We start from the raw sequence: 24,397 nt of genomic DNA, 5'->3' as shown, positions 1-24,397 counted from the left end.
GCCGCAACACCTAATCAATCATTCGCGCTGATATCAGTAAAAAGGAACCCCGCCGGCGTCTTGGTAAAGACGAAGATGAGCTCGCCGCAGAAGATGAAGTAACTGTCGTTCTTATAATCATCGCGATCGTAGACGGCCTTGCCGCGCTGGATACACGCGCGATTTTTTGCCGTGAACGAGGTCCGATAGGTCTTGGCGCCAAATTGCGCGGCGTCGCGAATTGCGTTGTCGTTCATGAACGGCAATCGTGTCATACCGGCGACGGCGACGGAATCGTTTGCCTTCAGCGCCGCGCGAAACTTCTCGATGAAGCCATCGAATTCCTTCTGCAAGGCAGGAGAAGCGACGGCGTTCTTCGCCTGGGCGACGGCTGGAGCAAGGTTCACGATAGCGGTTGCAAGCACAATTCTCAGCAAAAATCCCACAGGCCGGCTCCATCCATCGATCGATCAAGGTCTTCCGACCGAAAGAAATTCATGGTGTTTTGTTGCGTCAGGGGCTTTCTGGTTCAACGGCGCAGAGCCGCACGCACTTGTCGCGATAGGAGCAAAGCGGACATTGCTTTCGTCGCATCACGCCGCCGGGTTTATGGGGACACGACCTAAATCTCCACCACCTGCCCCGGCTTCATCGCCACGAACTTCTCCTGCGGAATCTTCGCCGCATCGAGCGCTTCGACGAGTGCTTTGGCCGGCGCGTCGATCGCTTCGTCGGTCAGCTGGAACGTGCCGTGATGATGCCCGAGCGCGGCCTCGGCGCCGCAATCGGCCAGCGCCTTCACCGCATCCTCGGGGTTCATGTGCTGGTCGCGCATGAACCAGCGCGGCTCGTAGGCGCCGATGGGGAGGATGGCGAGGCGCAGCTTCCCGTGCTTCTCGGCGACCCGGCGGAAATGCCGGCCGTCGCCATAGCCGGAATCGCAGACCACGTAGATTTTCCCGGCCGGCGTCTCCAAGACAAAACTCGCCCACAGCGCCTTGTTGCGGTCGAACAGGCCGCGCGCGGTCCAGTGCCGGGTCGGCACCAGATGAACGGCGACACCTTCGCCGAGCTCGACGCGGTCGTGCCAGTCGAACGCTTCCGCCCTGATCGTGGGATCGACGCCGTGCATCGTGACGTCATTGCCGAGCGGGGTCACCACGCGCGGGCCAAAATTCTTGGCGAGGCGCGACAGCGTCGCCATGTCCAGATGATCGTAATGGCCGTGCGACACCAGCACGACGTCGACCTTCGGCAGCTTCTCGAAGGCGATGCCGGGATCGTTGTGCCGCTTCGGCCCGGCGAAGTTGACCGGCGAGACCCGCGAGGACCAGACGGGATCGACGAGGATGTTGAGGCCGCCGGCCTGGATCAGCCAGCTGGCGTGACCGACGAAGGAGAGCCGCACCTTGTCGCCATCGACCCGCTGCGGCGGGGTGTCGGCATGCGGGCTCGGGGCCCATTCGGGCCAGGCCGCCCGCTGGCGCTTGCCGCTGAACTGCCAGCGCAGCACCTCGCGAAGCGATTTCGGCGGCGCTCCGTCCGGATCGAAGAAGTGCAGGCCGTTGAAATGGTCGGAGGCGGGGCCGTCATAGGTCTTCATGCGGGACATCCAGAGGGAGGGGACGCCGACCAGAGCGCCGGCTCCGGCAAGCAGTCCGAAAAGGCGGCGGCGGGTGACCGGCACGGGCGGGCTTCTAGGGTTGGTCGGGGCGGTAGGACATCACCGCCTATATGGGCGGGGACGGCGGAAAAGGAACCCGCCGCAAAAAAGATCATATTTTCAGTGTCTTGCCCTAGCAGAGGCGTCCCGGCGCCCTAACTTTCCTTGACTTTTGGGCGGGAGCGGCGTTTAACCCCGCCACTTTCTCGGAAAGGCTTTCTTTTCGACCCGCCGACCGGTCCTCGAGGCCGGAGGCCAACGCCCGACAGCGCTGTGCGCCCTCGGGCGTAAAGGTGTTTGGTTTTCTGCTCCCTCGCCCCGCTCCTGCGGGGAGAGGGTCGGGGTGAGGGGCTCTCTCCGCGTGTGATGCGCGTAGATGGTCCCGTACCCCCTCACCCGGATCGCAAGGGCGATCCGACCTCTCCCCGCAGGCGGGGAGAGGTAAAGAAGGACAACGGCATTGTTCGACAATCTGTCGGAACGGCTTGGTGGCATTCTCGATCGTCTGACGGGGCGCGGTGCGCTGACCGAAAAGGACGTCGACGCCGCGATGCGCGAGGTGCGCCGCGCGCTGCTGGAGGCCGACGTCGCGCTCGAAGTGGTGCGCAGCTTCACCGAGCGCGTCCGCGAGCAGGCGATCGGCGCCACCGTCGTCAAGTCGGTCACGCCCGGCCAGATGGTGGTCAAGATCGTCCACGACGAGCTGATCAACACGCTCGGCGCCGAAGGCCAGACCATCGACGTCAATTCCGTGCCGCCGGTGCCGATCATGATGGTCGGCCTGCAGGGTTCGGGTAAGACGACCACCACCGCAAAGCTCGCCCGCCGCCTGGTCCAGCGCGACAAGCGCAAGGTGCTGATGGCCTCGCTCGACGTCTATCGTCCGGCCGCGATGGAGCAGCTGGCCGTGCTCGGCCGCGACCTCGACATTCCGACGCTCCCGATTGTCGCCGGCCAGCAGCCGCCGCAGATCGCAAAACGCGCGCTGGAAGCCGGCAAGCTCGGCGGCTACGACATCGTGCTGCTCGACACCGCCGGCCGCACCACGCTCGACGAAGAGATGATGGCGGAAGCCGCGGCGATCAAAGCCGCCGCCAATCCGCACGAAGTGCTGCTGGTCGCCGACAGCCTCACCGGCCAGGACGCCGTGAACCTTGCGCGCTCGTTCGATCAGCGCGTCGGCCTCACCGGCATCGTGCTGACACGTGTGGACGGCGACGGCCGCGGCGGTGCTGCGCTGTCGATGCGCGCGGTCACCGGCAAGCCGATCAAGCTGATCGGCACCGGTGAAAAGACCGACGCGCTGGAGGATTTCCACCCCGACCGTATCGCCGGCCGCATCCTCGGCATGGGCGACGTGGTCTCGCTGGTCGAACGTGCCGCCGCCAATATCGACGCCGAGAAGGCCGCGCGCACCGCCGAGCGCATGCGTAAGGGTCAGTTCGACCTCAACGACATGCGCGAGCAGCTTTTGCAGATGTCCAACATGGGCGGCATCAGCGGCCTGATGGGCATGATGCCCGGCATCTCCAAGATGAAGAACCAGATCGCGGCGGCCGGCATCGACGACAAGATCTTGAAGCGCCAGGTCGCGATCATCGATTCCATGACGCGCGACGAGCGCCGTCATCCGGACGTGCTGAAAGCGAGCCGCAAGAAGCGTATCGCAGCCGGCAGCGGCCAGAGCGTCGAGCACGTCAACAAGCTGCTGAAGATGCACCGGAACATGGCCGACGTGATGAAGGCCATGGGCTCGGGCAAGCGCGGCCCGCTCGCCGGAATCGCGCAGGCGATGGGCTTTGGCGGCGGCATGAAGATGCCCTCGCCGGAAGAGATGAAGGCTATGCAGGAAAAGATGCAGAGCGGCGGCGGACAAGGCCTGCCGAATTTGCCGAAGGATCTGCCGCCCGGTCTCCGCAGCGGTCTGCCGAACCTTCCTGGACTGACCGGGCTGAGCGGCAAGCCGACGCTGCCGGGCCTCGGCGGTTTCCCGGGCAAGAAGAAATGAGGAATTCGTCGCACGGGATCGCAACCGGTCTCGCGCGACGCGGAATACCAATCAACCGAACAAAACGTACTTTGAAGGAGAACTAGATGTCCGTCGTTATCCGCCTCGCCCGCGCAGGCACCAAGAAGCGTCCCGTCTATCACGTCGTCGTCGCCGACTCGCGCTTTCCCCGCGATGGCCGCTTCATCGAGCGTCTCGGCTATTTCAACCCGCTGCTGCCGAAGGACAACGAGACCCGCCTGAAGCTCGACATGGACAAGGTGAAGTCCTGGCTCGCCAAGGGCGCGCAGCCGTCGGACCGCGTGATGCGTTTCCTCGATGCCGCCGGCGTCAAGAAGCGCGAAGCGCGCAACAACCCCGAGAAGGCCGTGCCGCGCAAGGAGCGCAAGGCGCAGGCCGAAGCCGCCGCGAAGGGCTAAGGCTAGACCATGTCGGCGCTGGTCTGCGTCGCGCGGATCGGCGCCGCGCATGGTGTGCGCGGTGCGGTCAAGCTATGGACCTTCACCGAAGATCCGTTTGCCGTGCGCCGCTACGGTCCGCTTCTCGCCAAGGACGGCAAGCGCCAGTTCGAGGTCGCGACGGCGCGCGAGGCCAAGGATCATCTGGTCGCGACGTTCAAGGGCGTCACGACCCGCGATGAGGCCGAGCGCCTCAACGGCATCGAGCTCTACGTCCCGCGCGACAAGCTGCCTGCGACCGACGAGGACGAATATTACCACACCGATTTGATCGGGCTCGCCGCCGTCACCACCGACGGCGATGCGCTCGGCCGTGTACTCGCGATCCATAATTTCGGCGCCGGCGACATCATCGAGATCGCGCCCCTCAAGGGCGCGACGATGCTGCTGCCGTTCTCCAATGCGGTGGTGCCGGAGGTCGATCTCAAAGGCGGCCGCGTCGTGATCGCGCTGCCGCAGGAGATCGAGGGCGATCGGGACGAGGACGCTGCCCCGTCCGCGAGTCGTCCCGGCGAAAGCCGGGACCCATAACCACGACACTTGGTTTTGGCTAAGCTGGCAGCTCCAGCCATCGCAAAACGAACCGCGGTGGCTATGGGTCCCGGCCTTCGCCGGGACGACAACAACTGAGATCGAATGACACCCCCCTCCCCCTGGCGCGCGACGGTGCTGACGCTGTTTCCGGAGATGTTTCCGGGGCCGCTCGGCGTGAGCCTGGCCGGCCGGGCGCTGGCTTCCGGGCTGTGGGAGATCGAGGCGCGGGACATCCGGGCCTCCGCCACCGATCGCCACCGCAGCGTCGACGACACGCCCGCCGGCGGCGGGCCGGGCATGGTGCTGCGGGCGGATGTTCTGGCCGCCGCCATCGATGCCGCGGAGATCGGGCCTGAGCGGCCGCGCCTGCTGATGAGCCCCAGGGGTCGGCCATTGACCCAGGCCCGCGTCACCGAGCTCGCCCAGGGCCCCGGCCCGCTGATCGTCTGCGGGCGATTCGAGGGGATCGACCAGCGGGTGATCGACGCGCGGGGCCTGGAGGAGGTCTCGATCGGCGATTACGTGCTCTCCGGGGGCGAAATCGCCGCGTTGGCCCTGATCGATGCCTGCGTCCGGCTGCTGCCGGGGGTGATGGGCAAGGAAGCCTCGGGAACCGAGGAAAGTTTTTCGGACGGCCTGCTCGAATACCCCCAATACACCCGGCCCCAGTTGTTCGAGGGGGTTCCGATCCCGGAGATCCTGACCTCGGGCGACCATGCCAAGGTCGCCAGCTGGCGGCGGGCGCAATCCGAGGCCCTGACAGAGGCCCGGCGGCCGGATTTATGGGCCCAAATCCCACCCAAGCCCCCGAATCGGCCCCGTCGCCAAAAAACGCCAAAAAACAAGACAGACGGGTGACAAACGCTCCGGCTTGCCTTATAGGAGCGGCCACATCCGCAATAGCTGGATCAACGAATTTCGCGCAGCCCCCGATCTGCGGCTGGGCGCGCCGATGGAGATTACCCCATGAACCTGATCCAACAGCTTGAAAAAGAGCAGTTCGAGAAGCTCTCCGCCACCAAGGAGATTCCGGAATTCGCCCCCGGCGACACCGTGATCGTCAACGTGAAGGTCGTCGAAGGCGACCGCACCCGCGTGCAGGCCTATGAGGGCGTCTGCATCGGCCGTTCCGGCGGTGGCCTCAACGAGAGCTTCACCGTCCGCAAGATCTCCTATGGCGAGGGCGTCGAGCGCGTGTTCCCGCTGCTCTCCCCGATGATCGACTCGATCAAGGTCGTGCGCCGCGGCAAGGTGCGTCGCGCCAAGCTCTATTACCTCCGCAACCTTCGCGGCAAGTCGGCCCGCATCGTCGAGAAGCAGGACCGTCAGGCCGCCGTCGGCGAGTAAGCTTTCGCCACCAGCAAGTCTTTCGAAAGCGCGGGGCTCGGCTCCGCGCTTTTTTGTTTGGCCCCGGCGCCCTCTCCCCGACCTCGTCATTGCGAGCGCAGCGAAGCAATCCAGAGTCTTTCCGCCGAAGCAGTCTGGATTGCTTCGTCGCAAGAAGCTCCTCGCAATGACGGTGCCGCTAGGCTCTCGCGCTTTAACTTCCGCGTGCTATATAGCTTCTAGAATGTTTCCAGATCTGACCAGCTTCGCACCCGTCCGGCGCATCGTCATCGACGATCGCTCGCGGCTGCCTGGACGGTTCTTCGGACGCTTCGCGACCTCGGCAACGTCAGAGCTTACGCGCGCAGCCTAAAAGCTGCGCTGACGATTTCGTTGCCCGCGCGCGAGGCGCGCTATCCGCTGACACAACATTCCCGGAGCTCGAGCTCATGTCCAAGCCGACCACCCTGTACGACAAGATCTGGAACGACCATCTGGTGCACGAAGCCGACGACGGCACCTGCCTGCTCTATATCGACCGCCATCTGGTGCACGAGGTGACCTCGCCGCAGGCGTTCGAAGGCCTGCGCGCGACGGGGCGCAAGGTTCATGCGCCCGAGAAGACGCTCGCGGTCGTCGACCACAACGTGCCGACCACCGACCGCACCAAGCCGAATCCCGATCCTGAAAGCATCGAGCAGATCAAGGCGCTGGCCGAGAACGCCAAGGAATTCGGCATCGAATATTACAACGAGTTCGACAAGCGCCAGGGCATCGTTCACGTCATCGGCCCCGAGCAGGGCTTTACCCTGCCCGGCACCACCATCGTCTGCGGTGACAGCCACACCTCGACGCATGGCGCGTTCGGCGCGCTCGCGCACGGCATCGGCACCTCCGAGGTCGAGCACGTGCTGGCGACGCAGACGCTGATCCAGAAGAAGGCCAAGAACATGCGTGTCACCGTCGACGGCAAATTGCCCGACGGCGTCACCGGCAAGGACATCATCCTCGCCATCATCGGCGAGATCGGCACCGCCGGCGGCACCGGCTACGTCCTGGAATATGCGGGCGATGCAATCCGCGCGCTCTCGATGGAAGGCCGCATGACGGTCTGCAACATGTCGATCGAAGGCGGCGCGCGCGCCGGCCTGGTTGCGCCCGACCAGAAGGCCTACGACTTCCTGCGCGACCGTCCGAAGTCGCCAAAGGGCGCGGCCTGGGACGCGGCGATGCGCTATTGGGAGAAGCTGCGCTCCGACGAAGGCGCGCATTTCGACTACGAGCTGCGCCTCGATGCTGCAAAACTGCCGCCGATCGTGACCTGGGGCACGAGCCCTGAGGACGTCATCTCGGTCACCGGCATCGTGCCCGATCCGGACAAGATCGCGGACGAGGCCAAGCGTCTCTCCAAGCACCGCGCCTTGAAGTACATGGGCCTGACCGCGGGGACGAAGATCACCGACATCAAGCTCGACCGCGTCTTCATCGGCTCCTGCACCAACGGCCGCATCGAAGACTTGCGCGCCGCCGCCAAGATCGCGGAAGGCAAGCAGGTCGCAGGCAGCGTCAACGCCATGGTCGTGCCGGGCTCCGGCATCGTGAAGGAGCAGGCCGAGGCTGAGGGTCTCGACAAGATCTTCATCAAGGCCGGCTTCGAATGGCGCGAGCCGGGCTGCTCGATGTGCCTTGCCATGAACCCGGACAAGCTGAAGCCGGAAGAGCGCTGCGCCTCGACCTCAAACCGCAACTTCGAAGGTCGCCAGGGTTTTAAGGGCCGCACGCATCTGGTGTCGCCGGCAATGGCGGCGGCCGCGGCGATCGCGGGTCACTTCGTCGACGTCCGGGACTGGCGGTAAGCCGGTTCCTGCAATTGTAGCGATCGCGGCAAAGCGCCGTTAATCGCCCGCAACGACACTGCGTCCTCGCGACGGTTCGCGAGGACGCAAACGATGGCCAACAAGCCCGAATATGTCGATCTGATCAGCGAGGCGACACGCCAGCACCGGCGGCGCGCCACGCCGCTTCGCGTCGTCGCCAAGCCCGAAGTCGAGGAGACCTCGAAGCTCAGCCGCTGGCCGCCGGCGATGTTCAGGCAATGGAAGGTCGAGAACCTGATGCGCTGGAAGGCTTCGTCGTGGAAGCTGAAGGATTGGCTGTGATGACCGGATGAACAAAGGGCGCCTTTGAGGCGCCCTTTTCATTTCGATCGTGCTTACCAATAGCGATACGGATAGTGCCAGCGATGCCAGCGGCAGATGCGGCGCGGGCCGTAATAGGTCCAGATGATCCGGCAGCGGCGCGGATAGTGGTAGTAGGGATAGTAGCCGCCGTAATAATAGCGCCGGTGGAAGTGGCGATAGCCGTAATGGGGACGATAGCCCCAGTGGCGGTGATAGCCGCCATAATGACGGAATCCGCCGTAACGAATGCCGCCGCCGTGAAAGGCCGGCGCGGCGCGGAAGCCGCCGCCATGAAAGCCGCCGCCGCGGAAGCCGCCGAAATGTCCGCCGCCACCGCGGAAGCCACCGCCGCCGTGAAAATGTCCGCCACCACCATGCCCGCCGCCGCCATGCCGGACCTGCGTGACGAGGTCGTCGGCCGCAGCTTTCGTCGCAGGTGACGTTGCCGGATTGATCAAGGTGAGCGCTTCAGCGCGATGCGCGCTCCCCGCCGTCAGCATCAGCGTCGTAGCGGCCGCAATCCCGAGCAAGCGCATCGGGCCTGCCCTGAGACCCAAACTCCTCAGCATGGACTCCTCCCTGTATGTGGACAGCGGCGTTGTGGCGCAGCGTCTCGCGCCGCCGCTGTTCATTTGCAGTCGCTCCCGAGATTAAGTTACGGACAGCGACGTGAATGCCTCATGAATGCATGAGGTGCATGACGCCGTAGCCCGGATGAAGCGCAGCGCAATCCGGGAACGGTGTCACACGCCGCACGAATCCCGGATTTCGCTACGCTCCATCCGGGCTACAGGATTGCGAAGGAATATTCGAAATGACCGTCTACGCGATTGCGCAATTGAAGATGACCGACCGCGCGGCCTATGACCGCTATCAGGCGCGGTTCTTCGACGTGTTCAAAAAATACAACGGGCGGCTGCTCGCCGCCGATGAACATCCGCGCGTGCTCGAAGGCGCATGGCCGCATGACAAGCTCGTCATGATGTCGTTTCCCGACGAGGCCGCGTTCCTCGCCTTCTCGAACTCGCCCGAATACGAAGACATCGCGCGCGATCGCAAAGCGGGCGCACAGGCGACGGTGCTGCTGGTGAAGGGATTTGCGCCGGCCGGCTAGCGCGTCACCACCACGGCCCGTAGCCGAACACGAAGGGTGCGGGCACGCCGTAGGGATAGGGGCGGTAGTAGACGGGCCGCGCGTAATAGCGTGGATCACGGCGCACGGCGGGCCGCACAATGTCAGGGGTTCGCGCGCGTCGCCGCGCATCGAAAACCGCGATTCCCGCCGAGGCCTCAGGTATTGCCACCCTGTGTGCAGCGGAAGCGCGAGGCGGGTTCGCGGCAAGCACGACGGCAACAGCGGCTAGTGCAATCCATCTCGCCATGACGCCCCTCAGGAGGTCTCCGCGATGCTCGCCGACGCGGGCGTCAGCCTCGGCGCCAGAAGCAGTGCATACGCGGCACGATCACCGTGCCGCTCGGCCTGTATTCCTGCACATAGGTAGCGTTGCACTCGCGGACCGCGTCGGGCCCGGGATTGTAGCGCGGATAGACGCCATCAGGGGTGTAATAGGGCGTCACCCGCAAGCGCGCCGGAGGCCGCCTGCGCGGCGGGGGGACATCATCGGGCGAGACCGCCTGGGCCAGCCGGATCTCTGGCGCAGCCGTCTGCGGCTGGGCATTGGCCTCGGCGCCGATAAAAAAAGTCGAAAACAACCCCATGCACAGTAGAACCGGTACCGCTGTTCCCGCCCGCATCACACCACCACTGACCTCTGCCAACCCCTTGATGCGCCGTACGCTCCCCGTTTTCGCGCGCGACGTCAACGCTCCTTCTTGGCCCAATCTTATAAAGCCGGATGCATTGCCACGGAACCCGCGTTAAGAGAGTCGCATGTGGACGGAATTGAAAGCGCCCTCGCTGGCCGAGATGGAAGCGACGGCACATGACATCTTCGAGCGCCTGCCGGCGGAGTTTCGAAAGCTCTGCGAGGGCGTGATCCTCCGTGTCGACGACTTCCCGACCGAGGAGGTCCTCGACGAGATGGACTGCGAGAGCGAGTTCGACCTGCTCGGCCTATTCCAGGGCGTCGGCCTGCCCCAGCAGAGCCTTGGCGACGTGGCGCGGCTGCCCAACATGGTCTGGCTCTACCGCCGGCCGATCCTCGACTACTGGGCCGAGCACGACGAAAGCCTCGGCCACATCGTCCGCCACGTCCTGATCCACGAGATCGGCCACCATTTCGGCCTCTCGGACGACGATATGGCCGCGATTGAGGCTCAAGCCGAGTAGGACGTCATCGATCGCGTACGGATGGCGCAGGCAGAAGCATCGTCAGGCGATAGTCGGGCCAGCCCGCGAGAGACAGCGACACCTGCTGATAGTGCAGCAGTCCGGCAGTCGGATGATTGAACGCGCGTTCGCCGCCTTCGCGCGCCAAGACTCCCTGTGTCTCCCAGCAGCGCTCAAAGTCGGAGCTTCCTAGTCTCAGCTCCTCGACGAGCCGGCGAATGTCCGGATCGTCGGAATAGGCCGTGACTGCGGCACGGAACTCTGCGACGACGCGTTGCGCGCGTGGAGTCCAGTCGAGGATCAGTGTTCGTGCCTCGGGCCTGAGGAAGATGTAGCGCAGAAGATTTTTTTCACCGTCAGCATCGAGCCATCCTGCAAACAGAAGGGACGCTTTCGCATTCCAACGACGCGCGCTCCATGTGCGATCGAGGATGTAGGCGGGACCATCGATCGCATCGACGCAGGCCAGCACCTCCTCAGGCGGATCGTCCCTGTTACCGGGACGCTCGGGATCGCGCTTGCCGGCAACTTCGAACAGATAGCTGCGCTCGGCTCGGGACAGGCGCAATCCGCGGGCGAGGCGTGCAAGCGTCGAGGCCGAGACGGAGACATCGCGGCCCTGCTCGATCCAGGTGTACCAGGTGACGCTCAATCCGCAGAGCTGAGCGACCTCCTCACGCCGGAGGCCGGGGGTACGCCGCCGTGCTCCAGCGGCCAGGCCGAATTCCGCCGGCGATTGACGCTCCCGGAGCGCCCGCAAGAACGCGCTGAGCGAGAGAGCCGGAGCGACTGGATCCTGTCCTTTCATGGTGGTTTTTATACCAGCATAATATAGGTTCTTAAACCGGTACCTGCGGTATGCTAGCTCCAAGCTGGCTTCGTCGCTGCGCAGAGGACCCACGGACATGGGGAAGCAATTCGCCAGGATCGAACCCGAGCACAGGGCTTTCATCGAGCGGCAGAAAATCTTCTTCGTCGCGAGCGCCCCGCCGAAGGGGCGCATCAACGTGTCCCCCAAAGGCCTGTCGTCATTCCGGGTGCTCGGAGAGAACGAGGTCGCCTACATCGATTGCACCGGTAGCGGCAGCGAGACCCGCGCGCATCTGCTTGCCTCCGACGACAAGCGGCTGACCATCATGTTTTGCGCCTTCGACGGCGCTCCGGTGATCCTGCGGCTCTACGGCCAGGGGCGATCGCTCATGCGCGGCACGCCGGAATACGCCGACCTGGCTCCTGACTTCGAGGACATGGCCGGCGCCCGGCAAATCGTGCGCCTCTCGGTCGACCTCGTGCAGACGTCATGTGGTATGGGCGTGCCGCTGTTCGATTACAGGAAGGAGCGCGGCAGCCTCCTGCGCTACTGGACGGCGCAGGGTGTCAACAATCTGCGAAAATACTGGGGTCTGAAGAACATGAAGAGCATCGACGGCCTGCCGACCGGCTTTGCCCCTGACAGCATGGCGCCGCCAGGCTGACCAGGATTGCCGAATCCGGCCTAGGATTTGTGCCCCAACCGGGCTAAACAGCCCACCCCTGACTTCGAACCGGGAAGCCTGAAATGGACAAGTTCACCACGCTGGAAGGCGTCGCGGCGCCGCTGAAGATCATCAATGTCGACACCGACATGATCATTCCGAAGCAGTACCTCAAGACCATCAAGCGCACCGGCCTTGGCAAGGGGCTCTTCTCGGAGCAGCGCTACAAGGACGACGGCAGCGAAAACCCGGATTTCGTCCTCAACCAGCCTGCCTATCGCAACACGAAGGTGCTGGTCGCCGGCGACAATTTCGGCTGCGGCTCGAGCCGCGAGCACGCGCCCTGGGCGCTGCTCGACTTCGGCATCCGCTGCGTGATCTCGACCTCGTTCGGCGACATCTTCTACAACAACTGCTTCAAGAACGGCATTCTGCCGATCCGCGTTTCGCAGGAAGACCTCGACAAGCTGTTCGACGACGCCGAGCGCGGCGCCAACGCGACGCTGACGATCGACCTGCCGAACCAGGAAATCCGCGGTCCCGACGGCGGCAAGGTCAAGTTCGAGATAGACCCGTTCCGCAAGCACTGCCTGATCAACGGCCTCGACGACATCGGCCTCACCATGGAGAAGAAGGCCTCGATCGACAACTATGAGGACAAGCTCAAGCGCGAACGCGCCTGGGCCTGATCTTTAGTCTCGTTTGAAGCCCCGGTGCTGTCAGCGCCGGGGCTTTTTCTTTGCCCGCATTATCTCCTAAGCTTGTGTGCATGCTCCCCGAGATCGTCACCTTCTGGCATGGGCCAATGGACGCGCTGCGTCAGACCTGTCTGCGCTCGCAGCTCGCGGCCGGCCACAAGGTCACGGTCTACAGCTTCGACCCCATTCCCGGCCTGCCGGCGGGCGTCGAGAATGCCGAGGCCGAGGCGATCCTGCCGCATGCGTTCTCGGAACGGCTGCGGCCGCCGCAGCCGGACGGAAGCTGGCGCGACTGGACCACGCTGCAGTTCAGCGACTTCTTCCGCATGAAGCTGATGGCGAAGGGCCTCGGCCTCTGGCTCGACGCCGACGTGCTGCTCTTGAAGCCCGTCGAGATCGATCCGGCAAAGCCCTATTTCGCCTGGGAGCGGCCGCGCCAGCTCGGCAATTCCGTGATCTATCTTCCGCCCGAGCACGGCATCGTCGCCGCCTTTGAAGAGCTGATGGAGCAGGAGGAGCTGACGCCGAACTGGCTGTCGGTGCGCCACCGCATCACCTTCATGATGCGCCGCCTGCGCGGCGGCTCGAACCGTCTCTCCGATATACGCGTCGCGATCTACGGGCCCGCGGCACTCACCGCGCTCGCGCGCCGCACCGGCGAGTTGCAGAACGCGCTGCCGAAGCAGTCGTTCTACGCCGTGCATGCCGAGCCGAAATTATTCTTCGATCCCTCGAGCTATCTCGGCCTCGTCACCAACCCCGAGATCATCGGCCTGCACATCTCGCCAAAGGGCCGCGGCGGCGAGAAGCCGATTCCGGGCAGCCTGTATGCCTGGGCGGCGGAGCGGTTCGCGTAGCATTCATCGCGTGTCCCGGACGCGGTGCGGCGCGAAGTGCCGCTCCGCAGAGCCGGGACCCATCTCGCCGCGCTCCTGGGTCCCGGCTCTGCGCAGCAGCGTTGCACGCTGCAGCGCGTCCGGGACACGACCTTGATCGCTTCTCAATTTGATCCAGCGCAACGCGCTCCTGCACCATTGTGCCTAATCTGGCTCCAATTCCACGACCCCAACGGAGCCTCGCATGAGCACCGCAAGCAGGCCTTATCCCATCGTTCAGGACCTCATCGAGTCCTTCGCGAGCTGGCTGAAGCATCGCCGCGAGATGAACGAGATGCGGCAGCTCGATCGCGCCGATTTCGACCGCATCGCGAGCGATCTCAGGATCGCGCCCGATGATCTCGAAGAGCTGGTCCGTCACGGCAAGCATGCCGCCGACGAGCTGCCGAAGATGCTGGAGCAGCTCGGCATCAGTGCCGAAGGGCTCGGCCGCGCACAACCGCTGCTGCTGCGCGACATGGAGCGGGTCTGCTCGCTCTGCAATCACAAGGGAGAGTGCGACCGCGATCTCGCCGAGGGCACCGCCGCGGAGAACTATCGCGGCTATTGCGGCAACGCCGCGACGCTGGAGTCGCTCGACCGCGCCGACCTCGCGCCGCGCTGAGGCGCGTCTTTACTCGATCCAATCCGGCGCGTGAGGTAGCTCGACGCTCTCCGCGGTATCATGATTGATCCAGATTTCGGCGTTCTCGACGCGAAGCAGCTCGACCACCTTGGCCATGGAGGCGACCGTTGCCTGCTGGTCGGCATTGAATGAGGGCACGCGCATGTGCCGGAGGTTCTCCCGATTGTGTGCGACGTCGCCGCTCAGCAGCACGGCGCCGCGCCGCGGCAGCCTCACCATCAGCGAGCTATGCCCGAGCGTATGGCCGGGCGTGAAGATCATGCGCACCGCGCCGTCACCGAAGATGTCGTGGTCACCATCGACGATCTCGTAAGGCCGCTCTTTCAACATCCTGTAGTGCTGAAATGAGTAGCCGAATTCTTCAGGCTCCGGTCCGAACATGGCCTCGAACTCGGCCCGCTGAGCGATCCATCTTGCATTTTCGAACAGATCGACATTTCCGATGTGATCGAAATGCGCGTGGGACAGGAGGATCGTGCGGATATCGCGGGGCCGCACCCCGATTTCATCCAATTGGTCCGCGATGGGTCGGCGCACGATGCCGCGTATGCCATGCGCGATGATGCGCCCTTCGGGATGCTTCGCCAGCTCATCCTCTATGCCGGTGTCCCAGATCAGCCACGCGCCGCGATGACGGATGAGATAGGCATTGCAGCTTAGCGTCATGGGGACGCCGACATTGATGCCGGGAGAATAGATCGAACCGTCTTCGACCTCCGCAATGCCTCCGTCGAGGATGTAGATCCTGTCAATCGTCGTCATTGGGGAACTCTTCAAGCCGCCGTTTCAATACGCCGCTTCGTCTCGCGCATGTCACGCCCGGGCGGCATGCCGAACAGCCGGCAATATTCCCGCGTGAACTGCGTGACGCTTTCGTAGCCGACCAGATGTGCCGCCGTCGCGATCTGCGCGCCATCGGCCAGCATCGCGCGACGGGCTTCGATCAGGCGAAGCTGTTTCTGGAACTGGAGCGGGGTCAGCGACGTAACGCTGCGAAAGTGCAGGTGAAACGCCGATTGGCTCATGCCTGCAGCCTTGGCGAGCCGGTCGATACGCAGGGGTTTGGCGTAGCCGGCGCGAATGATCGCGACCGCACGGCCGATCCGATGCGCATGGCTGTCGGCAATGCCGAGCGCCCTGATGGCGCCGCCGTGCCGGCCGGCCAACAGCCAGTAGTGCAGCTCTCGCACCAACTGGCGTCGCAGTATCGGCAGAGATGCGGGACGGTCGATCAGGCGCAGCAGCCGCAGCGCTGCATCTGCAACCTCCTGCTCCGTCGGCTCGACGCGCAGCGGCTGGGACGGAACGAACGGGACCGAGCCCATCTCGACGACCAGCTCCTCGATGACGACAGTATCGAGTTCGATGACGAGCGCCAGATAGGGCGCGACGGCTTTGGCGCGCGTGATCTGGCTGACCGTCGGCACGTCGCCCGCGATCACCAGTGAATCGCCTGCACCAAAGTCGAAGGACGTGGAGCCGGTCGCAACACGCTTGGCACCTTGCAGCACCAATGCGACCAGAGGCTTGGAGATCGCAAATTGGAGCGCGCTCGACTCGGTCTCGCGGATGATCGAGATGCCGGCGAAAGGCGTGGACGCAAGGCCTTTGTCGTCGGCGTGAGTTGCGGAATAACGGCTGGCGATCTGGAGCAGCGTTTCGGTCACACGCCAATTCTAGGCCGGGCTCGGTGCGCGGGCAATCCGGGTCGGCGGATCGGGTCAAAAAACAGGAGTTTTGGGCAAGCCGCCCGCGGCCGCATTCGGGAGGGTTGGGCAAGACAATCCGAGAATCCGGCAACACCGGATGATCGATCGCCGGCAGAAGGACCTCACCGTAACTCTTCGAGGACCTACCGATGCCCACCATTTCCCTCGTCACCGGCGCCAGTCGCGGCCTTGGCCGCAACACCGCGATCGCCATCGCACGTAAGGGCGGCGATGTGATCGTGACCTATCGCAGCGGGGCTGCAGCTGCCCGCGACGTCGTCGCCGAGATCGAGGCGCTCGGCCAAAAGGCGGTCGCGCTCGAGCTCGACGTCACCTCCGTCTCGACGTTTCCCGCGTTCGCTGCAAGCGTTCGATCCGCGCTCACCGAGCGCTGGGATACGGAGAGGTTCGATCACCTCGTCAACAATGCCGGTCAGGGTGAAATGGCAGGGATTGCCGAGACCACGGAGCAGCAATTCGACGCCCTGTTCGGCACGCATGTCAAAGGGCCGTTCTTCCTGACGCAGGCCTTGCTGCCACTGCTTGCCGACAAGGGCCGGATCATCAACTTCTCGAGCGGGCTGACGCGCGTGTCCTTCCCGGGCTTCTCGGCCTACGCTGCCGCGAAGGGTGCCGTCGAGGTTCTGACCATCTACATGGCCAGGGAATTCGGCGGACGCGGCATCACCGCCAACGTCGTCGCACCGGGCGCGATCGAGACCGACTTCCTCGGCGGAGCCGTTCGGGACATGCCGGATTTGAACAAGCAGTTTGCGCAGATGACAGCGCTCGGCCGCGTCGGCCTGCCCGACGACATCGGGCCGATGGTCGCGAGCCTGCTCGGTCCCGACAACCGCTGGGTCACGGCCCAGCGGATCGAGGTGTCCGGCGGACAGACGATCTGAGCGAGGCGGCGCTTACGCACTTCGTCGCAATGCGGCGGGGTGCGCGAGCCCTCAGCCCTTCCCCATCACCGCGATCGCATCCGCGATCTCGCCACCGCAATCGTCACCGAGAAAGACCCGACCATCTGCCGAACCGCTGATGGCAGCGTACAGCAGAGCTTCCACCTTGTGCGCATCGCCGGGTGGCAACGGGCGTCAATAGTATGACTGTTTGCACGGCGAGGATGCGGGAAAGCGCACCGCAATTATCCGTGCTTGATCTCGACTATTAGCTCTGTTTGGATCGCGTTACCGTTCCGCAATTCGCATTTCGGATAATCATGGCGAATGAAACAGATGGTTCCCGTCGTTCATTGGGTGCTCGTCCAACAGAGGACACCGTGACAGCCCACCGCAAGGGCATCGGGAATCGGCTATTGGCGGCGCTGCCGCCGGCGGATCTCGCTTTACTTACGCCCCACTTCCAGAAGGTCTCGTTCGAACCCGATGCCGTCCTGGTGCGATCGGGCGACGAGCTCGACCCGGTCTATTTTCCCCATAGCGGCGCCATCGCCTTCATGCTCGATATGCCGGACGGGCAAACGGTCGCGACCACCTTGATGGGACGGGAAGGCGCCTTGGCCTCGTTCTCCGTGCTCGGCCCGTCGCCTTCATCCGTAACCGCGATCGCCCGCATAGCCGGCACTGCATCGGTGATCTCCGCCGCCAAATTTCGCGCTGCCCATGCGCAAAGCGCAGCCATCAGGAATGTCGTGCAGGTCCACGCCCGCGCCGTGCTGTTGCAGCTCCAGCACGTCGCCGCCTGCAACGCGCTGCACCGGGTGGATGGCCGCATGGCGCGGTGGCTCCTGCAGCTTCACGACCGCGTTCCCGAGGACCTGCTTCCGGTGACGCAGGAGGCGCTGGCGCAATTGGTTGGGGTGCGGCGGCCGACAGTGACTCTGACGATGAGCAAGCTACGCGAGGCCGGCGCCATCCCGTCCGAGCGGCGCGGGTTTGTCGAGATCCATCGAGCGCGGCTCGAGAGGATCGCATGCGATTGCTACGCGCTCATGCAGCGCAAGATCGATCGGATGTATTGCCAGGAATTGGCGGCGCCGCAGCCGACCCATGCGCCGCTTCGGGCAAGCGCCATCGTCACTTCCGGCGGAGCGGGTACGGATATCGCTTTGCCGAGTTGATACCTCAACCCTTGCTCATCGCCGCGATCGCGTCCGCGATCTCGATCGTGCGCCGCGCCATATCGGCGTGCAGGCGCTCGACCATTGCACCATCGAGACGGATCGCGCCGCGCGAGGCGTTCTCCGGCAGCTCGAACGCCGCGATGATCTTTCGGGCGCGCGCGACTTCCTCTTCGGGCGGCGTGAAGATGGCGTTGCAGGCTTCGATCTGCGAGGGATGGATCAGCGTCTTGCCGTCGAAGCCGAGGTCGCGGCCCTGCGCGCATTCGGTGGCAAAGCCGTCGGAATTGGCGATGTCGCTGTAGGGGCCGTCGAGGATCTCGAGGCCATGGGCGCGCGTCGCCAGGATGCAGTGGGTGATCATCGGGATCATCGCGGCGCGGCCGGGCAGCATCCGGATGCGCGTCTCGCGCGAGATGTCGTTCGGGCCGAACACGAAACCGGACAGGCGTGTTTTCGGATCGCGCCCGGCGGCGGCCAGCTCCTCGGCATGCAGCACGGCGCGCGCGGTCTCGATCATGGCCCAGACCTTGACGGTGGGCGCAGCGCCAAGCTCGGCGAGGCGGCGGCCGATGGCGTCGAGATCTTCGATGCTTGAAACTTTTGGAACCAGGATGCCATCGGGCGAGGCCTTGGCGGCCATCGCGACGTCATCGGCCCACCAGGGTGTGTCGAGACCGTTGGTGCGGATCAGGACCTCGCGCTTGCCGAAGCCCTTGGCCGCGATCGCGGCGGCGATGCCGTCGCGGGCCACCGCCTTGGCCTCGGGGGCGACGGAGTCTTCCAGATCGAGGATCAGGCCGTCGGCGGAGAGATTTTTGGCCTTTTCCAGCGCGCGGGGGTTGGAGCCGGGCATGAACAGATGACTGCGGCGCGGGCGGGTCATGCGATCGTTCCTTCCAGTTTCCTCGTCTCTCTTCTGACCTGAGCCGATAGCACTTGGCTTGCCTATTCGAAAGGCTTGTTCGTTCCCGGGCTCTATGGTTAGGCATAGGCCATGATCACATTCCCTGAGCATTTGCTGGAAGGTTACAAGGCCTTCGCCACCCAGCGGCTGCCGACCGAGCAGACCCGCTACCGCGAATTGTCGGTGAAGGGGCAGTCGCCGGAAGTGATGGTGATCGGCTGCTGCGACAGCCGCGTCTCGCCCGAGGTGATCTTCGACGTCGGCCCGGGCGAATTGTTCGTCGTCCGCAACATCGCCAACCTCGTGCCGGTGTATCAGCCCGACGGCAACGCGCATGGCGTCTCGGCGGCGCTGGAATATGCGGTGACGGTGCTGAAGGTGAAGCACATCGTGGTGCTCGGTCACGCGCAATGCGGCGGCATCCGCGCCTTCGTCGACAAGATCGAGCCGCTGACGCCCGGCGACTTCATCGGCAAATGGATGCAGATGTTCATCAAGCCCGGCGAGGTGGTCGAGCAGCGCGACCACGAATCGATGGCGCAATTCATCGAGCGCATCGAGAAGGCCGCGGTGTTCCGCAGCCTGGAAAACCTGATGACCTTCCCGTTCGTGCGCAAGGCCGTGGATGCCGGCCAGATGCAGACCCACGGCGCCTATTTCGGCGTCGCTGAGGGATCGCTGTTCGTGCTCGACAAGGTCGCGAAGGAATTTCGGAACGCGCGCGGCGGGGCTTAGGCCGCCGCTCTGGTAGGGTGGGCAAAGGCGCGAAGCGCCGTGCCCACCATCTCTCTCGATCAAAATGCAGGTGGTGGGCACGCTTCGCTTTGCCCACCCTACGGCAGCGGTGACGTGTCTTACGCCGCCTTCTTCTTCGCGGTGATCAGCTTGCGGTTGATCAGCACTTCCGCGATCTGGATGGCGTTGAGGGCTGCGCCCTTGCGCAGATTGTCGGACACGCACCACAGCGCGAGACCGTTCTCCACCGTCGCGTCCTCGCGGATGCGGCTGATATAGGTGGCGTCCTCGCCGGCCGCCTCATACGGCGTGGCGTAGCCGCCGGGCTCCTGCTTGTCGATGACGAGGCAGCCGGGCGCCTTGCGCAGGATCTCGCGGGCTTCGTCCGCGGTGATCGGATTCTCGAACTCGATGTTGACGGCCTCGGAGTGGCCGACGAACACGGGCACGCGCACGCAGGTCGCGGAGAGCTTGATCTTGGGATCAAGGATCTTCTTGGTCTCCGCCATCATCTTCCACTCTTCCTTGGTGTAGCCGTCCTCCATGAAGACGTCGATGTGGGGGATGACGTTGAAGGCGATGCGCTTGGGGAATTTCTTCGCGACCAGCTCGTCATTGGTGTAGACGGCCTTGGTCTGCGAGAACAATTCGTCCATCGCGTCCTTGCCGGCGCCCGACACCGATTGATAGGTCGAGACCACGACGCGCTTGATGGTCGCCTTGTCGTGCAGCGGCTTCAGCGCGACCACGAGCTGCGCGGTCGAGCAGTTCGGGTTGGCGATGATGTTCTTCTTCTTGAAGCCTTCGGTCGCGGCCGCGTTCACCTCGGGCACGATCAACGGCACGTCCGGGTCCATGCGCCAGGCCGAGGAATTGTCGATCACGACCGCGCCGGCGGCGCCGATCTGCGGCGACCATTCCTTCGACACCGAGCCGCCCGCCGACATCAGGCAGATGTCGACGTCGGAGAAGTCGTAATGCTCAAGCGCTTTGACCTTCAGGGTGCGGTCGCCATAGGAGACCTCGACGCCGACGCTGCGGCGCGACGCCAGGGCCACGACCTCGTCCGCAGGGAATTTGCGCTCGTCGAGGATGTTGAGCATTTCGCGTCCGACATTGCCGGTCGCGCCGACGACTGCGACTTTGTAACCCATCGTTCACTCTCCGATGAAAAAGCCCGTTCCTGAAGCTGACGCTTAAACAGGAAGAGCAGCGCTTCTATGCGAGAACCGGGCTCAAGACAACGTTGGACCATGCCTGAAGGCCGTGGATGCAGTCGCCTGAGGCCAGGACGGCCGTTAGCCCTACCCAGATCCATCTGACGCTCGCAGCCTTCGCCGACGAGGTGGTCGGCACGGTGGCACGCCTGTTCGCCTATGTAGGGGCGCTGCTCCTGTTTGCCATCCTGGGCCTCGCCGCCCTCGGCCAGCTGCCTGCCTTGCGCGACGATGAGCCCGCCTCCAGGCCCGGCTGGAGCATCGCCGGCCGCTCGCATCCGGCGTTCGCCGTCACCCGGCTCGATTCATCCGAGAAAACAGTATCTTACGCCATCCTTCGGCATCCCGAAGGGGGCCGCAAGGACGTGATGCGCTGGACGGGCGAGGCGGACAAGCCGCTGGCCCAGCTCGAGATCTACCGGGAGGGCGGCGAATTCGACGTGACGCGCCCGGCAGCGGCCGACCTCGCCGTCCAGATGAGCTTGGCTACGGACGCTCCGTTTGAGCAGGCCGGCCTGATCGACACCAAATTCGGCCCCGTTGCCCTGTTCCGGCCGACCGGCACGGCGAAGGTGGCCTGCCTTGGCTTTCTCAAGCGCAGCGAGGAGCCGGCGCTGCAGATCTCCGGCTTCTCCTGCCAGGGCGATACGCTGCCGGCCCGGCGCGCGGCGATCGCCTGCACGCTGAACCGGCTGACGCTGCTCACCTCCGGCAATGAGCCGAAGCTGGCGGAATTGTTCGCCCGCGCCGAACTGAAGCGCCGGGGTTGCGAGCCCCAAGGATCGTCTCAGGGCTCTCCGGACTGGCTGCTCGACGCCGCGAATGCGCAATTGCGCGGGGCGCTTTGACCTGCACCAAGGATCTGCATCAAGCCCAAGTGGCTGGTTTGCATGCAACTTTTGCCGGTACGCCCGATTATTCCGGGCTGGTGTGACCCAATAGACCTAGTTGCAACCACCCCGGCCGGGCTAGTATGGGGCGAAATCGACTGGCGGCGTGCCGCCTGAAGGGGACGTGATGAGCTCGAAATTCTCTGCCGCGAACAAACTGGCGACGCTGCTTGCGGCGGGCGCCGCGATTGCCATCGCGTTCGCGACGCCGGCTGCGGCCGACACCAAGACCAAGCGCTATGACGAGCGCGGCCGGCCCTATTACGGCCCGGCCGGCCCCAACGCGGTCTATCAGCAGGGCCGCACCCGCATCTATGTGAGCAAGCGCTCCTGGCTCGACGGCGGCACCGAGGTCAATCCGGGCGACCGCAAGTTCACCGACTACGCCTTCCCGCCGGAGATCGGCTATCCGACCTTCGCACGCGAGAACAACAACCGGCCGATCGATCGCCAGCCGCTGAGCACGCCGGCCGACGTCGGCGGCTATCCGCGGAATTTCCCGCTGTACTGAGGCGGGCGTCACGACCGAATCAAAAGGCCGGGCTCACGCCCGGCCTTTTTGTTTTTGCGAGGTGCCGTAGGGTGGGCAAAGGCGCCCTTGCGCCGTGCCCACCATCTCTCCACGATCGGAAAAGATGCGTGGGCACGCTTCGCTTTGCCCACCCTACGATACTGTTGTTTGTGCGAGACGCGTCTTACGAATTAGCAGCCGGATCGTAACGCCGGCAAAACTCCTCGATCGCCTCGGAGCGGAAATCGCCGAGGCGCTCAAAGATGAGCGCATCCGGCCAATCCCACCAGGCGATGCGCTGCAGGCTCTCGGCGACAGACTCAGGAAAGCGCTTGCGGATGGCGCGCGCGGGAACGCCGCCGACGATGGTGTAGGGCTCGACATCGCGGCTGACGACAGCGCCTGCGGCGATCACCGCGCCGTCGCCGACGTTCACGCCCGGCAGCAGGATCGCGGCGTGGCCGATCCAGACATCATTGCCGACGATCACGCGATCGCCGCGGCGGCCTGCGAAGAAGTCGCGATCGCGGGTCGCCGACGCCTCGTAATATTCGGGGACATAGGTGAAGCGATGCTGCGACGGACGGCCCATCGGATGGTTGGGCGCGCCGATCCGCACCGAATTGGCGATCGCGGTGAATTTTCCGATCGCCGCGTCGGCGACCTCGCAATTCTCGCCGAGATAGGAGTAGTCGCCGAGCGAAGAATATTCGATGCGGGTGTTGGCGAGCACCTCGCAGCGCCGCCCGATCTGCGCCTCGCGCCGGCGCACCGTTTCATGGATGATGGTTTCCGCGATCTTGGGGCGGGGTGGGGTATCCATGAGGGAGCTCCGATGAAGGTGCCGTAGGGTGGGCAAAGGCGCTTTGCGCCGTGCCCACGATCTCTCTCGGTCGGAAAAGATGCGTGGGCACGCTTCGCTTTGCCCACCCTACAAGAGCGGTGCAAGCCTTACGCGTGCAGCTTCTGCAATTCCTTCAAAATCGCTTCGCCCATCTGCGTGGTCGAGGCGGCCGTGGTGCCTTCCGACTTGATGTCGGCGGTGCGCAGGCCGCTGGCCAGCACCGCGGCGATCGCGGCGTCGACCTTGTCGGCGAGATCGCCCATGTCGAACGAATAGCGCAGCGCCATGCCGAAGGACGAGATCATCGCGATCGGGTTGGCGAGGCCCTTGCCGGCGATGTCGGGCGCCGAGCCGTGCACCGGCTCGTACAGCGCCTTGCGCTTCTTGGTCTTGACGTCGACTTCGCCGAGCGAGGCCGAGGGCAGCATCCCGAGCGAGCCCGTGAGCATCGCCGCGATGTCCGACAGCATGTCGCCGAACAGATTGTCGGTGACGATGACGTCGAACTGCTTCGGCCACTTCACCAGCATCATGCCGCCGGAATCGGCGAGCTGATGCTCGAGCGTGACGTCGGGATATTCGCGCTTGTGGACCTGGGTCATGACCTCGTTCCAGAGCACGCCCGACTTCATGACGTTGCGCTTCTCCATCGACGTCACCTTGTTCTTGCGCTTCCTGGCAAGCTCGAAGGCGACGCGGCCGATGCGCTCGATCTCATAGGTGTCGTAGACCTGGGTATCGATGGCGCGCTTCTGGCCGTTGCCGAGATCGGTGATGGTCTTGGGCTCGCCGAAATAGACGCCGCCGGTGAGCTCGCGCACGATGACGATGTCGAGGCCCTCGACCGCCTCGCGCTTCAGGCTGGAGGCATCCGCCAGCGCCGGGTAGCACACGGCGGGACGAAGATTGGCGAACAGGGCAAGATCCTTGCGCAGGCGCAGCAGGCCGGCTTCAGGGCGCACCTCATAGGGCACCGCATCCCACTTGGGGCCGCCGACCGCGCCGAAGATGATGGCGTCGGCCGCAAGCGCCTTGGCCATGTCGCCCTCGGAGATCGACACCTTGTGGGCGTCATAGGCCGAGCCGCCGACCAGGCCGGTATCGGTCTCGAATTTGGCGATCCCGGCCGAATTCAGCCAGTCGATCAGCCGCTTCACCTCGCCCATCACCTCCGGGCCGATACCGTCGCCGGGGAGCAGCAGCAATTTGTGGGTCGCCATGGTCGTTTCCTCTCAATACCAGCTCGTCATTCCGGGACGCGCCGCCTTAGGCGCGGGCCCGGAATCCATACTCCCGATCGTGGTTATGGATTCCGGGCTCGCGCTTTGCGCGCCCCGGAATGACGGTTCGGCCGGAGTGCTAGAGC

The 24,397-nt window shown here is 64.5% G+C and carries 29 protein-coding genes; 18 read left to right on the top strand and 11 right to left on the bottom strand.

Annotated features, from left to right (window positions below; genetic code table 11):
• Positions 1-14 precede the first annotated feature (14 nt).
• Both IQ16_RS03190 and IQ16_RS03185 read right to left on the bottom strand, forming a co-directional pair.
• Positions 15-425 carry a hypothetical protein gene (locus IQ16_RS03190; RefSeq protein WP_026312131.1) on the bottom strand — a complete coding sequence of 137 codons (411 nt, stop codon included), beginning with the start codon at positions 423-425 and terminating at the stop codon, positions 15-17.
• A gap of 176 nt (positions 426-601) precedes the next feature.
• The gene (locus IQ16_RS03185) at positions 602-1,666 is read right to left on the bottom strand and encodes an MBL fold metallo-hydrolase (protein WP_018643925.1); all 1,065 of its coding nucleotides are present in this window, start codon (positions 1,664-1,666) and stop codon (positions 602-604) included.
• 436 nt (positions 1,667-2,102) lie between these two features.
• Here IQ16_RS03185 and ffh point away from each other — a divergent pair, with 436 nt between their 5' ends.
• From ffh to IQ16_RS03145, 7 genes are all read left to right on the top strand, one after another.
• Entirely contained in the window at positions 2,103-3,650 is a 1,548-nt protein-coding gene (ffh, locus tag IQ16_RS03175) for a signal recognition particle protein (RefSeq protein WP_026312132.1), read from the top strand.
• Between the two features lie 86 nt (positions 3,651-3,736).
• The gene (rpsP, locus tag IQ16_RS03170; protein ID WP_018643926.1) at positions 3,737-4,069 is read left to right on the top strand and encodes a 30S ribosomal protein S16; all 333 of its coding nucleotides are present in this window, start codon (positions 3,737-3,739) and stop codon (positions 4,067-4,069) included.
• Positions 4,070-4,078: 9 nt separating this feature from the next.
• On the top strand, positions 4,079-4,639 hold the full coding sequence (rimM, locus tag IQ16_RS03165; protein ID WP_018643927.1) for a ribosome maturation factor RimM: 561 nt from the start codon (positions 4,079-4,081) through the stop codon (positions 4,637-4,639).
• 105 nt (positions 4,640-4,744) lie between these two features.
• Positions 4,745-5,500, top strand: coding sequence for a tRNA (guanosine(37)-N1)-methyltransferase TrmD (trmD, locus tag IQ16_RS03160; RefSeq protein ID WP_018643928.1), 756 nt, complete (start codon positions 4,745-4,747; stop codon positions 5,498-5,500).
• Positions 5,501-5,608: 108 nt separating this feature from the next.
• Entirely contained in the window at positions 5,609-5,989 is a 381-nt protein-coding gene (rplS, locus tag IQ16_RS03155; protein WP_018643929.1) for a 50S ribosomal protein L19, read from the top strand.
• A gap of 428 nt (positions 5,990-6,417) precedes the next feature.
• Complete coding sequence (gene leuC, locus IQ16_RS03150) at positions 6,418-7,824, top strand: 3-isopropylmalate dehydratase large subunit (protein WP_018643931.1); 1,407 nt, start codon at positions 6,418-6,420, stop codon at positions 7,822-7,824.
• 93 nt (positions 7,825-7,917) lie between these two features.
• Complete coding sequence (locus IQ16_RS03145) at positions 7,918-8,127, top strand: hypothetical protein (RefSeq protein WP_018643932.1); 210 nt, start codon at positions 7,918-7,920, stop codon at positions 8,125-8,127.
• Between the two features lie 53 nt (positions 8,128-8,180).
• Here the strand turns inward: IQ16_RS03145 and IQ16_RS03140 are convergent, their stop codons facing one another.
• Positions 8,181-8,717, bottom strand: a complete 537-nt coding sequence (locus IQ16_RS03140; RefSeq protein WP_026312133.1) for a hypothetical protein — start codon at positions 8,715-8,717, stop codon at positions 8,181-8,183.
• A 245-nt stretch (positions 8,718-8,962) separates the two neighbouring features.
• Here IQ16_RS03140 and IQ16_RS03135 point away from each other — a divergent pair, with 245 nt between their 5' ends.
• Complete coding sequence (locus tag IQ16_RS03135; protein WP_018643934.1) at positions 8,963-9,262, top strand: DUF1330 domain-containing protein; 300 nt, start codon at positions 8,963-8,965, stop codon at positions 9,260-9,262.
• A gap of 311 nt (positions 9,263-9,573) precedes the next feature.
• Here the strand turns inward: IQ16_RS03135 and IQ16_RS03125 are convergent, their stop codons facing one another.
• Positions 9,574-9,867 (bottom strand): hypothetical protein, encoded by a 294-nt coding sequence (locus IQ16_RS03125; protein WP_018643936.1) that lies wholly within the window; start codon positions 9,865-9,867, stop codon positions 9,574-9,576.
• Between the two features lie 172 nt (positions 9,868-10,039).
• Here IQ16_RS03125 and IQ16_RS03120 point away from each other — a divergent pair, with 172 nt between their 5' ends.
• Positions 10,040-10,438 carry a metallopeptidase family protein gene (locus IQ16_RS03120; protein WP_026312134.1) on the top strand — a complete coding sequence of 133 codons (399 nt, stop codon included), beginning with the start codon at positions 10,040-10,042 and terminating at the stop codon, positions 10,436-10,438.
• Positions 10,439-10,442: 4 nt separating this feature from the next.
• On the opposite strand, the gene IQ16_RS03115 is transcribed toward IQ16_RS03120, so the two are convergent.
• Entirely contained in the window at positions 10,443-11,246 is an 804-nt protein-coding gene (locus IQ16_RS03115; RefSeq protein ID WP_018643937.1) for a helix-turn-helix transcriptional regulator, read from the bottom strand.
• Between the two features lie 97 nt (positions 11,247-11,343).
• Here IQ16_RS03115 and IQ16_RS03110 point away from each other — a divergent pair, with 97 nt between their 5' ends.
• The 4 genes from IQ16_RS03110 to IQ16_RS03095 all read left to right on the top strand — a co-directional run bounded on the left by IQ16_RS03110 (position 11,344) and on the right by IQ16_RS03095 (position 14,111).
• A complete protein-coding gene (locus IQ16_RS03110; RefSeq protein WP_018643938.1) occupies positions 11,344-11,913 on the top strand; it encodes a pyridoxamine 5'-phosphate oxidase family protein in 570 nt (189 codons plus the stop codon).
• 83 nt (positions 11,914-11,996) lie between these two features.
• Entirely contained in the window at positions 11,997-12,602 is a 606-nt protein-coding gene (gene leuD, locus IQ16_RS03105; RefSeq protein ID WP_018643939.1) for a 3-isopropylmalate dehydratase small subunit, read from the top strand.
• Between the two features lie 80 nt (positions 12,603-12,682).
• A complete protein-coding gene (locus tag IQ16_RS03100) occupies positions 12,683-13,468 on the top strand; it encodes a glycosyltransferase family 32 protein (RefSeq protein WP_018643940.1) in 786 nt (261 codons plus the stop codon).
• A gap of 223 nt (positions 13,469-13,691) precedes the next feature.
• On the top strand, positions 13,692-14,111 hold the full coding sequence (locus IQ16_RS03095; protein WP_018643941.1) for a hypothetical protein: 420 nt from the start codon (positions 13,692-13,694) through the stop codon (positions 14,109-14,111).
• Positions 14,112-14,120: 9 nt separating this feature from the next.
• Here IQ16_RS03095 and IQ16_RS03090 read toward each other — a convergent pair whose 3' ends face one another.
• Positions 14,121-14,894, bottom strand: a complete 774-nt coding sequence (locus IQ16_RS03090; protein WP_018643942.1) for an N-acyl homoserine lactonase family protein — start codon at positions 14,892-14,894, stop codon at positions 14,121-14,123.
• 11 nt (positions 14,895-14,905) lie between these two features.
• Positions 14,906-15,799, bottom strand: coding sequence for an AraC family transcriptional regulator (locus tag IQ16_RS03085; RefSeq protein WP_018643943.1), 894 nt, complete (start codon positions 15,797-15,799; stop codon positions 14,906-14,908).
• Positions 15,800-15,990: 191 nt separating this feature from the next.
• Here IQ16_RS03085 and IQ16_RS03080 point away from each other — a divergent pair, with 191 nt between their 5' ends.
• Entirely contained in the window at positions 15,991-16,746 is a 756-nt protein-coding gene (locus IQ16_RS03080) for an SDR family NAD(P)-dependent oxidoreductase (protein ID WP_018643944.1), read from the top strand.
• A 320-nt stretch (positions 16,747-17,066) separates the two neighbouring features.
• Positions 17,067-17,927: a Crp/Fnr family transcriptional regulator gene (locus IQ16_RS03075; RefSeq protein ID WP_244635503.1), complete on the top strand. Its 861-nt coding sequence runs from the start codon at positions 17,067-17,069 to the stop codon at positions 17,925-17,927.
• A 4-nt stretch (positions 17,928-17,931) separates the two neighbouring features.
• Here the strand turns inward: IQ16_RS03075 and IQ16_RS03070 are convergent, their stop codons facing one another.
• Positions 17,932-18,813 carry an HpcH/HpaI aldolase/citrate lyase family protein gene (locus IQ16_RS03070; RefSeq protein ID WP_018643947.1) on the bottom strand — a complete coding sequence of 294 codons (882 nt, stop codon included), beginning with the start codon at positions 18,811-18,813 and terminating at the stop codon, positions 17,932-17,934.
• 111 nt (positions 18,814-18,924) lie between these two features.
• Between IQ16_RS03070 and IQ16_RS03065 the strand changes: the two genes are divergently transcribed.
• Entirely contained in the window at positions 18,925-19,569 is a 645-nt protein-coding gene (locus IQ16_RS03065; protein ID WP_018643948.1) for a carbonic anhydrase, read from the top strand.
• Between the two features lie 119 nt (positions 19,570-19,688).
• Here IQ16_RS03065 and IQ16_RS03060 read toward each other — a convergent pair whose 3' ends face one another.
• Positions 19,689-20,723: an aspartate-semialdehyde dehydrogenase gene (locus IQ16_RS03060; protein ID WP_018643949.1), complete on the bottom strand. Its 1,035-nt coding sequence runs from the start codon at positions 20,721-20,723 to the stop codon at positions 19,689-19,691.
• Positions 20,724-20,839: 116 nt separating this feature from the next.
• Here IQ16_RS03060 and IQ16_RS03055 point away from each other — a divergent pair, with 116 nt between their 5' ends.
• Together IQ16_RS03055 and IQ16_RS03050 are read left to right on the top strand one after the other, a co-directional pair.
• Entirely contained in the window at positions 20,840-21,634 is a 795-nt protein-coding gene (locus IQ16_RS03055) for a hypothetical protein (RefSeq protein WP_145831179.1), read from the top strand.
• Between the two features lie 169 nt (positions 21,635-21,803).
• Entirely contained in the window at positions 21,804-22,187 is a 384-nt protein-coding gene (locus tag IQ16_RS03050; RefSeq protein WP_026312136.1) for a hypothetical protein, read from the top strand.
• Between the two features lie 184 nt (positions 22,188-22,371).
• On the opposite strand, the gene IQ16_RS03040 is transcribed toward IQ16_RS03050, so the two are convergent.
• Together IQ16_RS03040 and leuB are read right to left on the bottom strand one after the other, a co-directional pair.
• Positions 22,372-23,010, bottom strand: a complete 639-nt coding sequence (locus IQ16_RS03040) for a DapH/DapD/GlmU-related protein (RefSeq protein WP_018645158.1) — start codon at positions 23,008-23,010, stop codon at positions 22,372-22,374.
• A gap of 128 nt (positions 23,011-23,138) precedes the next feature.
• Positions 23,139-24,251, bottom strand: coding sequence for a 3-isopropylmalate dehydrogenase (gene leuB, locus IQ16_RS03035; RefSeq protein ID WP_018645157.1), 1,113 nt, complete (start codon positions 24,249-24,251; stop codon positions 23,139-23,141).
• Between the last annotated feature and the right edge of the window lie 146 nt (positions 24,252-24,397).

Origin of the sequence: Bradyrhizobium huanghuaihaiense (genome assembly GCF_007830635.1) — a bacterium.
In the GTDB taxonomy this organism is placed as follows: domain Bacteria; phylum Pseudomonadota; class Alphaproteobacteria; order Rhizobiales; family Xanthobacteraceae; genus Bradyrhizobium; species Bradyrhizobium huanghuaihaiense.
The sequence above is the reverse complement of the archived record's forward strand: the minus strand, read 5'-3'. Positions and strand labels throughout refer to the sequence as shown.

Bases quoted from the DNA above. Each gene is read 5' to 3' on its own strand.
- IQ16_RS03110 (WP_018643938.1), top strand. From the start codon at position 11,344: ATGGGGAAGCAATTCGCCAGGATCGAACCCGAGCACAGGGCTTTCATC.
- IQ16_RS03090 (WP_018643942.1), bottom strand. From the start codon at position 14,894: ATGACGACGATTGACAGGATCTACATCCTCGACGGAGGCATTGCGGAG.
- trmD (WP_018643928.1), top strand. From the start codon at position 4,745: ATGACACCCCCCTCCCCCTGGCGCGCGACGGTGCTGACGCTGTTTCCG.
- IQ16_RS03115 (WP_018643937.1), bottom strand. From the start codon at position 11,246: ATGAAAGGACAGGATCCAGTCGCTCCGGCTCTCTCGCTCAGCGCGTTC.
- IQ16_RS03055 (WP_145831179.1), top strand. From the start codon at position 20,840: ATGCAGTCGCCTGAGGCCAGGACGGCCGTTAGCCCTACCCAGATCCAT.
- IQ16_RS03145 (WP_018643932.1), top strand. From the start codon at position 7,918: ATGGCCAACAAGCCCGAATATGTCGATCTGATCAGCGAGGCGACACGC.
- rplS (WP_018643929.1), top strand. From the start codon at position 5,609: ATGAACCTGATCCAACAGCTTGAAAAAGAGCAGTTCGAGAAGCTCTCC.
- IQ16_RS03120 (WP_026312134.1), top strand. From the start codon at position 10,040: ATGTGGACGGAATTGAAAGCGCCCTCGCTGGCCGAGATGGAAGCGACG.
- IQ16_RS03075 (WP_244635503.1), top strand. From the start codon at position 17,067: ATGGCGAATGAAACAGATGGTTCCCGTCGTTCATTGGGTGCTCGTCCA.
- IQ16_RS03140 (WP_026312133.1), bottom strand. From the start codon at position 8,717: ATGCTGAGGAGTTTGGGTCTCAGGGCAGGCCCGATGCGCTTGCTCGGG.
- IQ16_RS03095 (WP_018643941.1), top strand. From the start codon at position 13,692: ATGAGCACCGCAAGCAGGCCTTATCCCATCGTTCAGGACCTCATCGAG.
- IQ16_RS03135 (WP_018643934.1), top strand. From the start codon at position 8,963: ATGACCGTCTACGCGATTGCGCAATTGAAGATGACCGACCGCGCGGCC.
- IQ16_RS03100 (WP_018643940.1), top strand. From the start codon at position 12,683: ATGCTCCCCGAGATCGTCACCTTCTGGCATGGGCCAATGGACGCGCTG.
- IQ16_RS03050 (WP_026312136.1), top strand. From the start codon at position 21,804: ATGAGCTCGAAATTCTCTGCCGCGAACAAACTGGCGACGCTGCTTGCG.
- IQ16_RS03080 (WP_018643944.1), top strand. From the start codon at position 15,991: ATGCCCACCATTTCCCTCGTCACCGGCGCCAGTCGCGGCCTTGGCCGC.
- leuC (WP_018643931.1), top strand. From the start codon at position 6,418: ATGTCCAAGCCGACCACCCTGTACGACAAGATCTGGAACGACCATCTG.
- leuD (WP_018643939.1), top strand. From the start codon at position 11,997: ATGGACAAGTTCACCACGCTGGAAGGCGTCGCGGCGCCGCTGAAGATC.
- IQ16_RS03125 (WP_018643936.1), bottom strand. From the start codon at position 9,867: ATGGGGTTGTTTTCGACTTTTTTTATCGGCGCCGAGGCCAATGCCCAG.
- IQ16_RS03040 (WP_018645158.1), bottom strand. From the start codon at position 23,010: ATGGATACCCCACCCCGCCCCAAGATCGCGGAAACCATCATCCATGAA.
- rpsP (WP_018643926.1), top strand. From the start codon at position 3,737: ATGTCCGTCGTTATCCGCCTCGCCCGCGCAGGCACCAAGAAGCGTCCC.
- rimM (WP_018643927.1), top strand. From the start codon at position 4,079: ATGTCGGCGCTGGTCTGCGTCGCGCGGATCGGCGCCGCGCATGGTGTG.
- IQ16_RS03060 (WP_018643949.1), bottom strand. From the start codon at position 20,723: ATGGGTTACAAAGTCGCAGTCGTCGGCGCGACCGGCAATGTCGGACGC.
- IQ16_RS03070 (WP_018643947.1), bottom strand. From the start codon at position 18,813: ATGACCCGCCCGCGCCGCAGTCATCTGTTCATGCCCGGCTCCAACCCC.
- IQ16_RS03065 (WP_018643948.1), top strand. From the start codon at position 18,925: ATGATCACATTCCCTGAGCATTTGCTGGAAGGTTACAAGGCCTTCGCC.
- leuB (WP_018645157.1), bottom strand. From the start codon at position 24,251: ATGGCGACCCACAAATTGCTGCTGCTCCCCGGCGACGGTATCGGCCCG.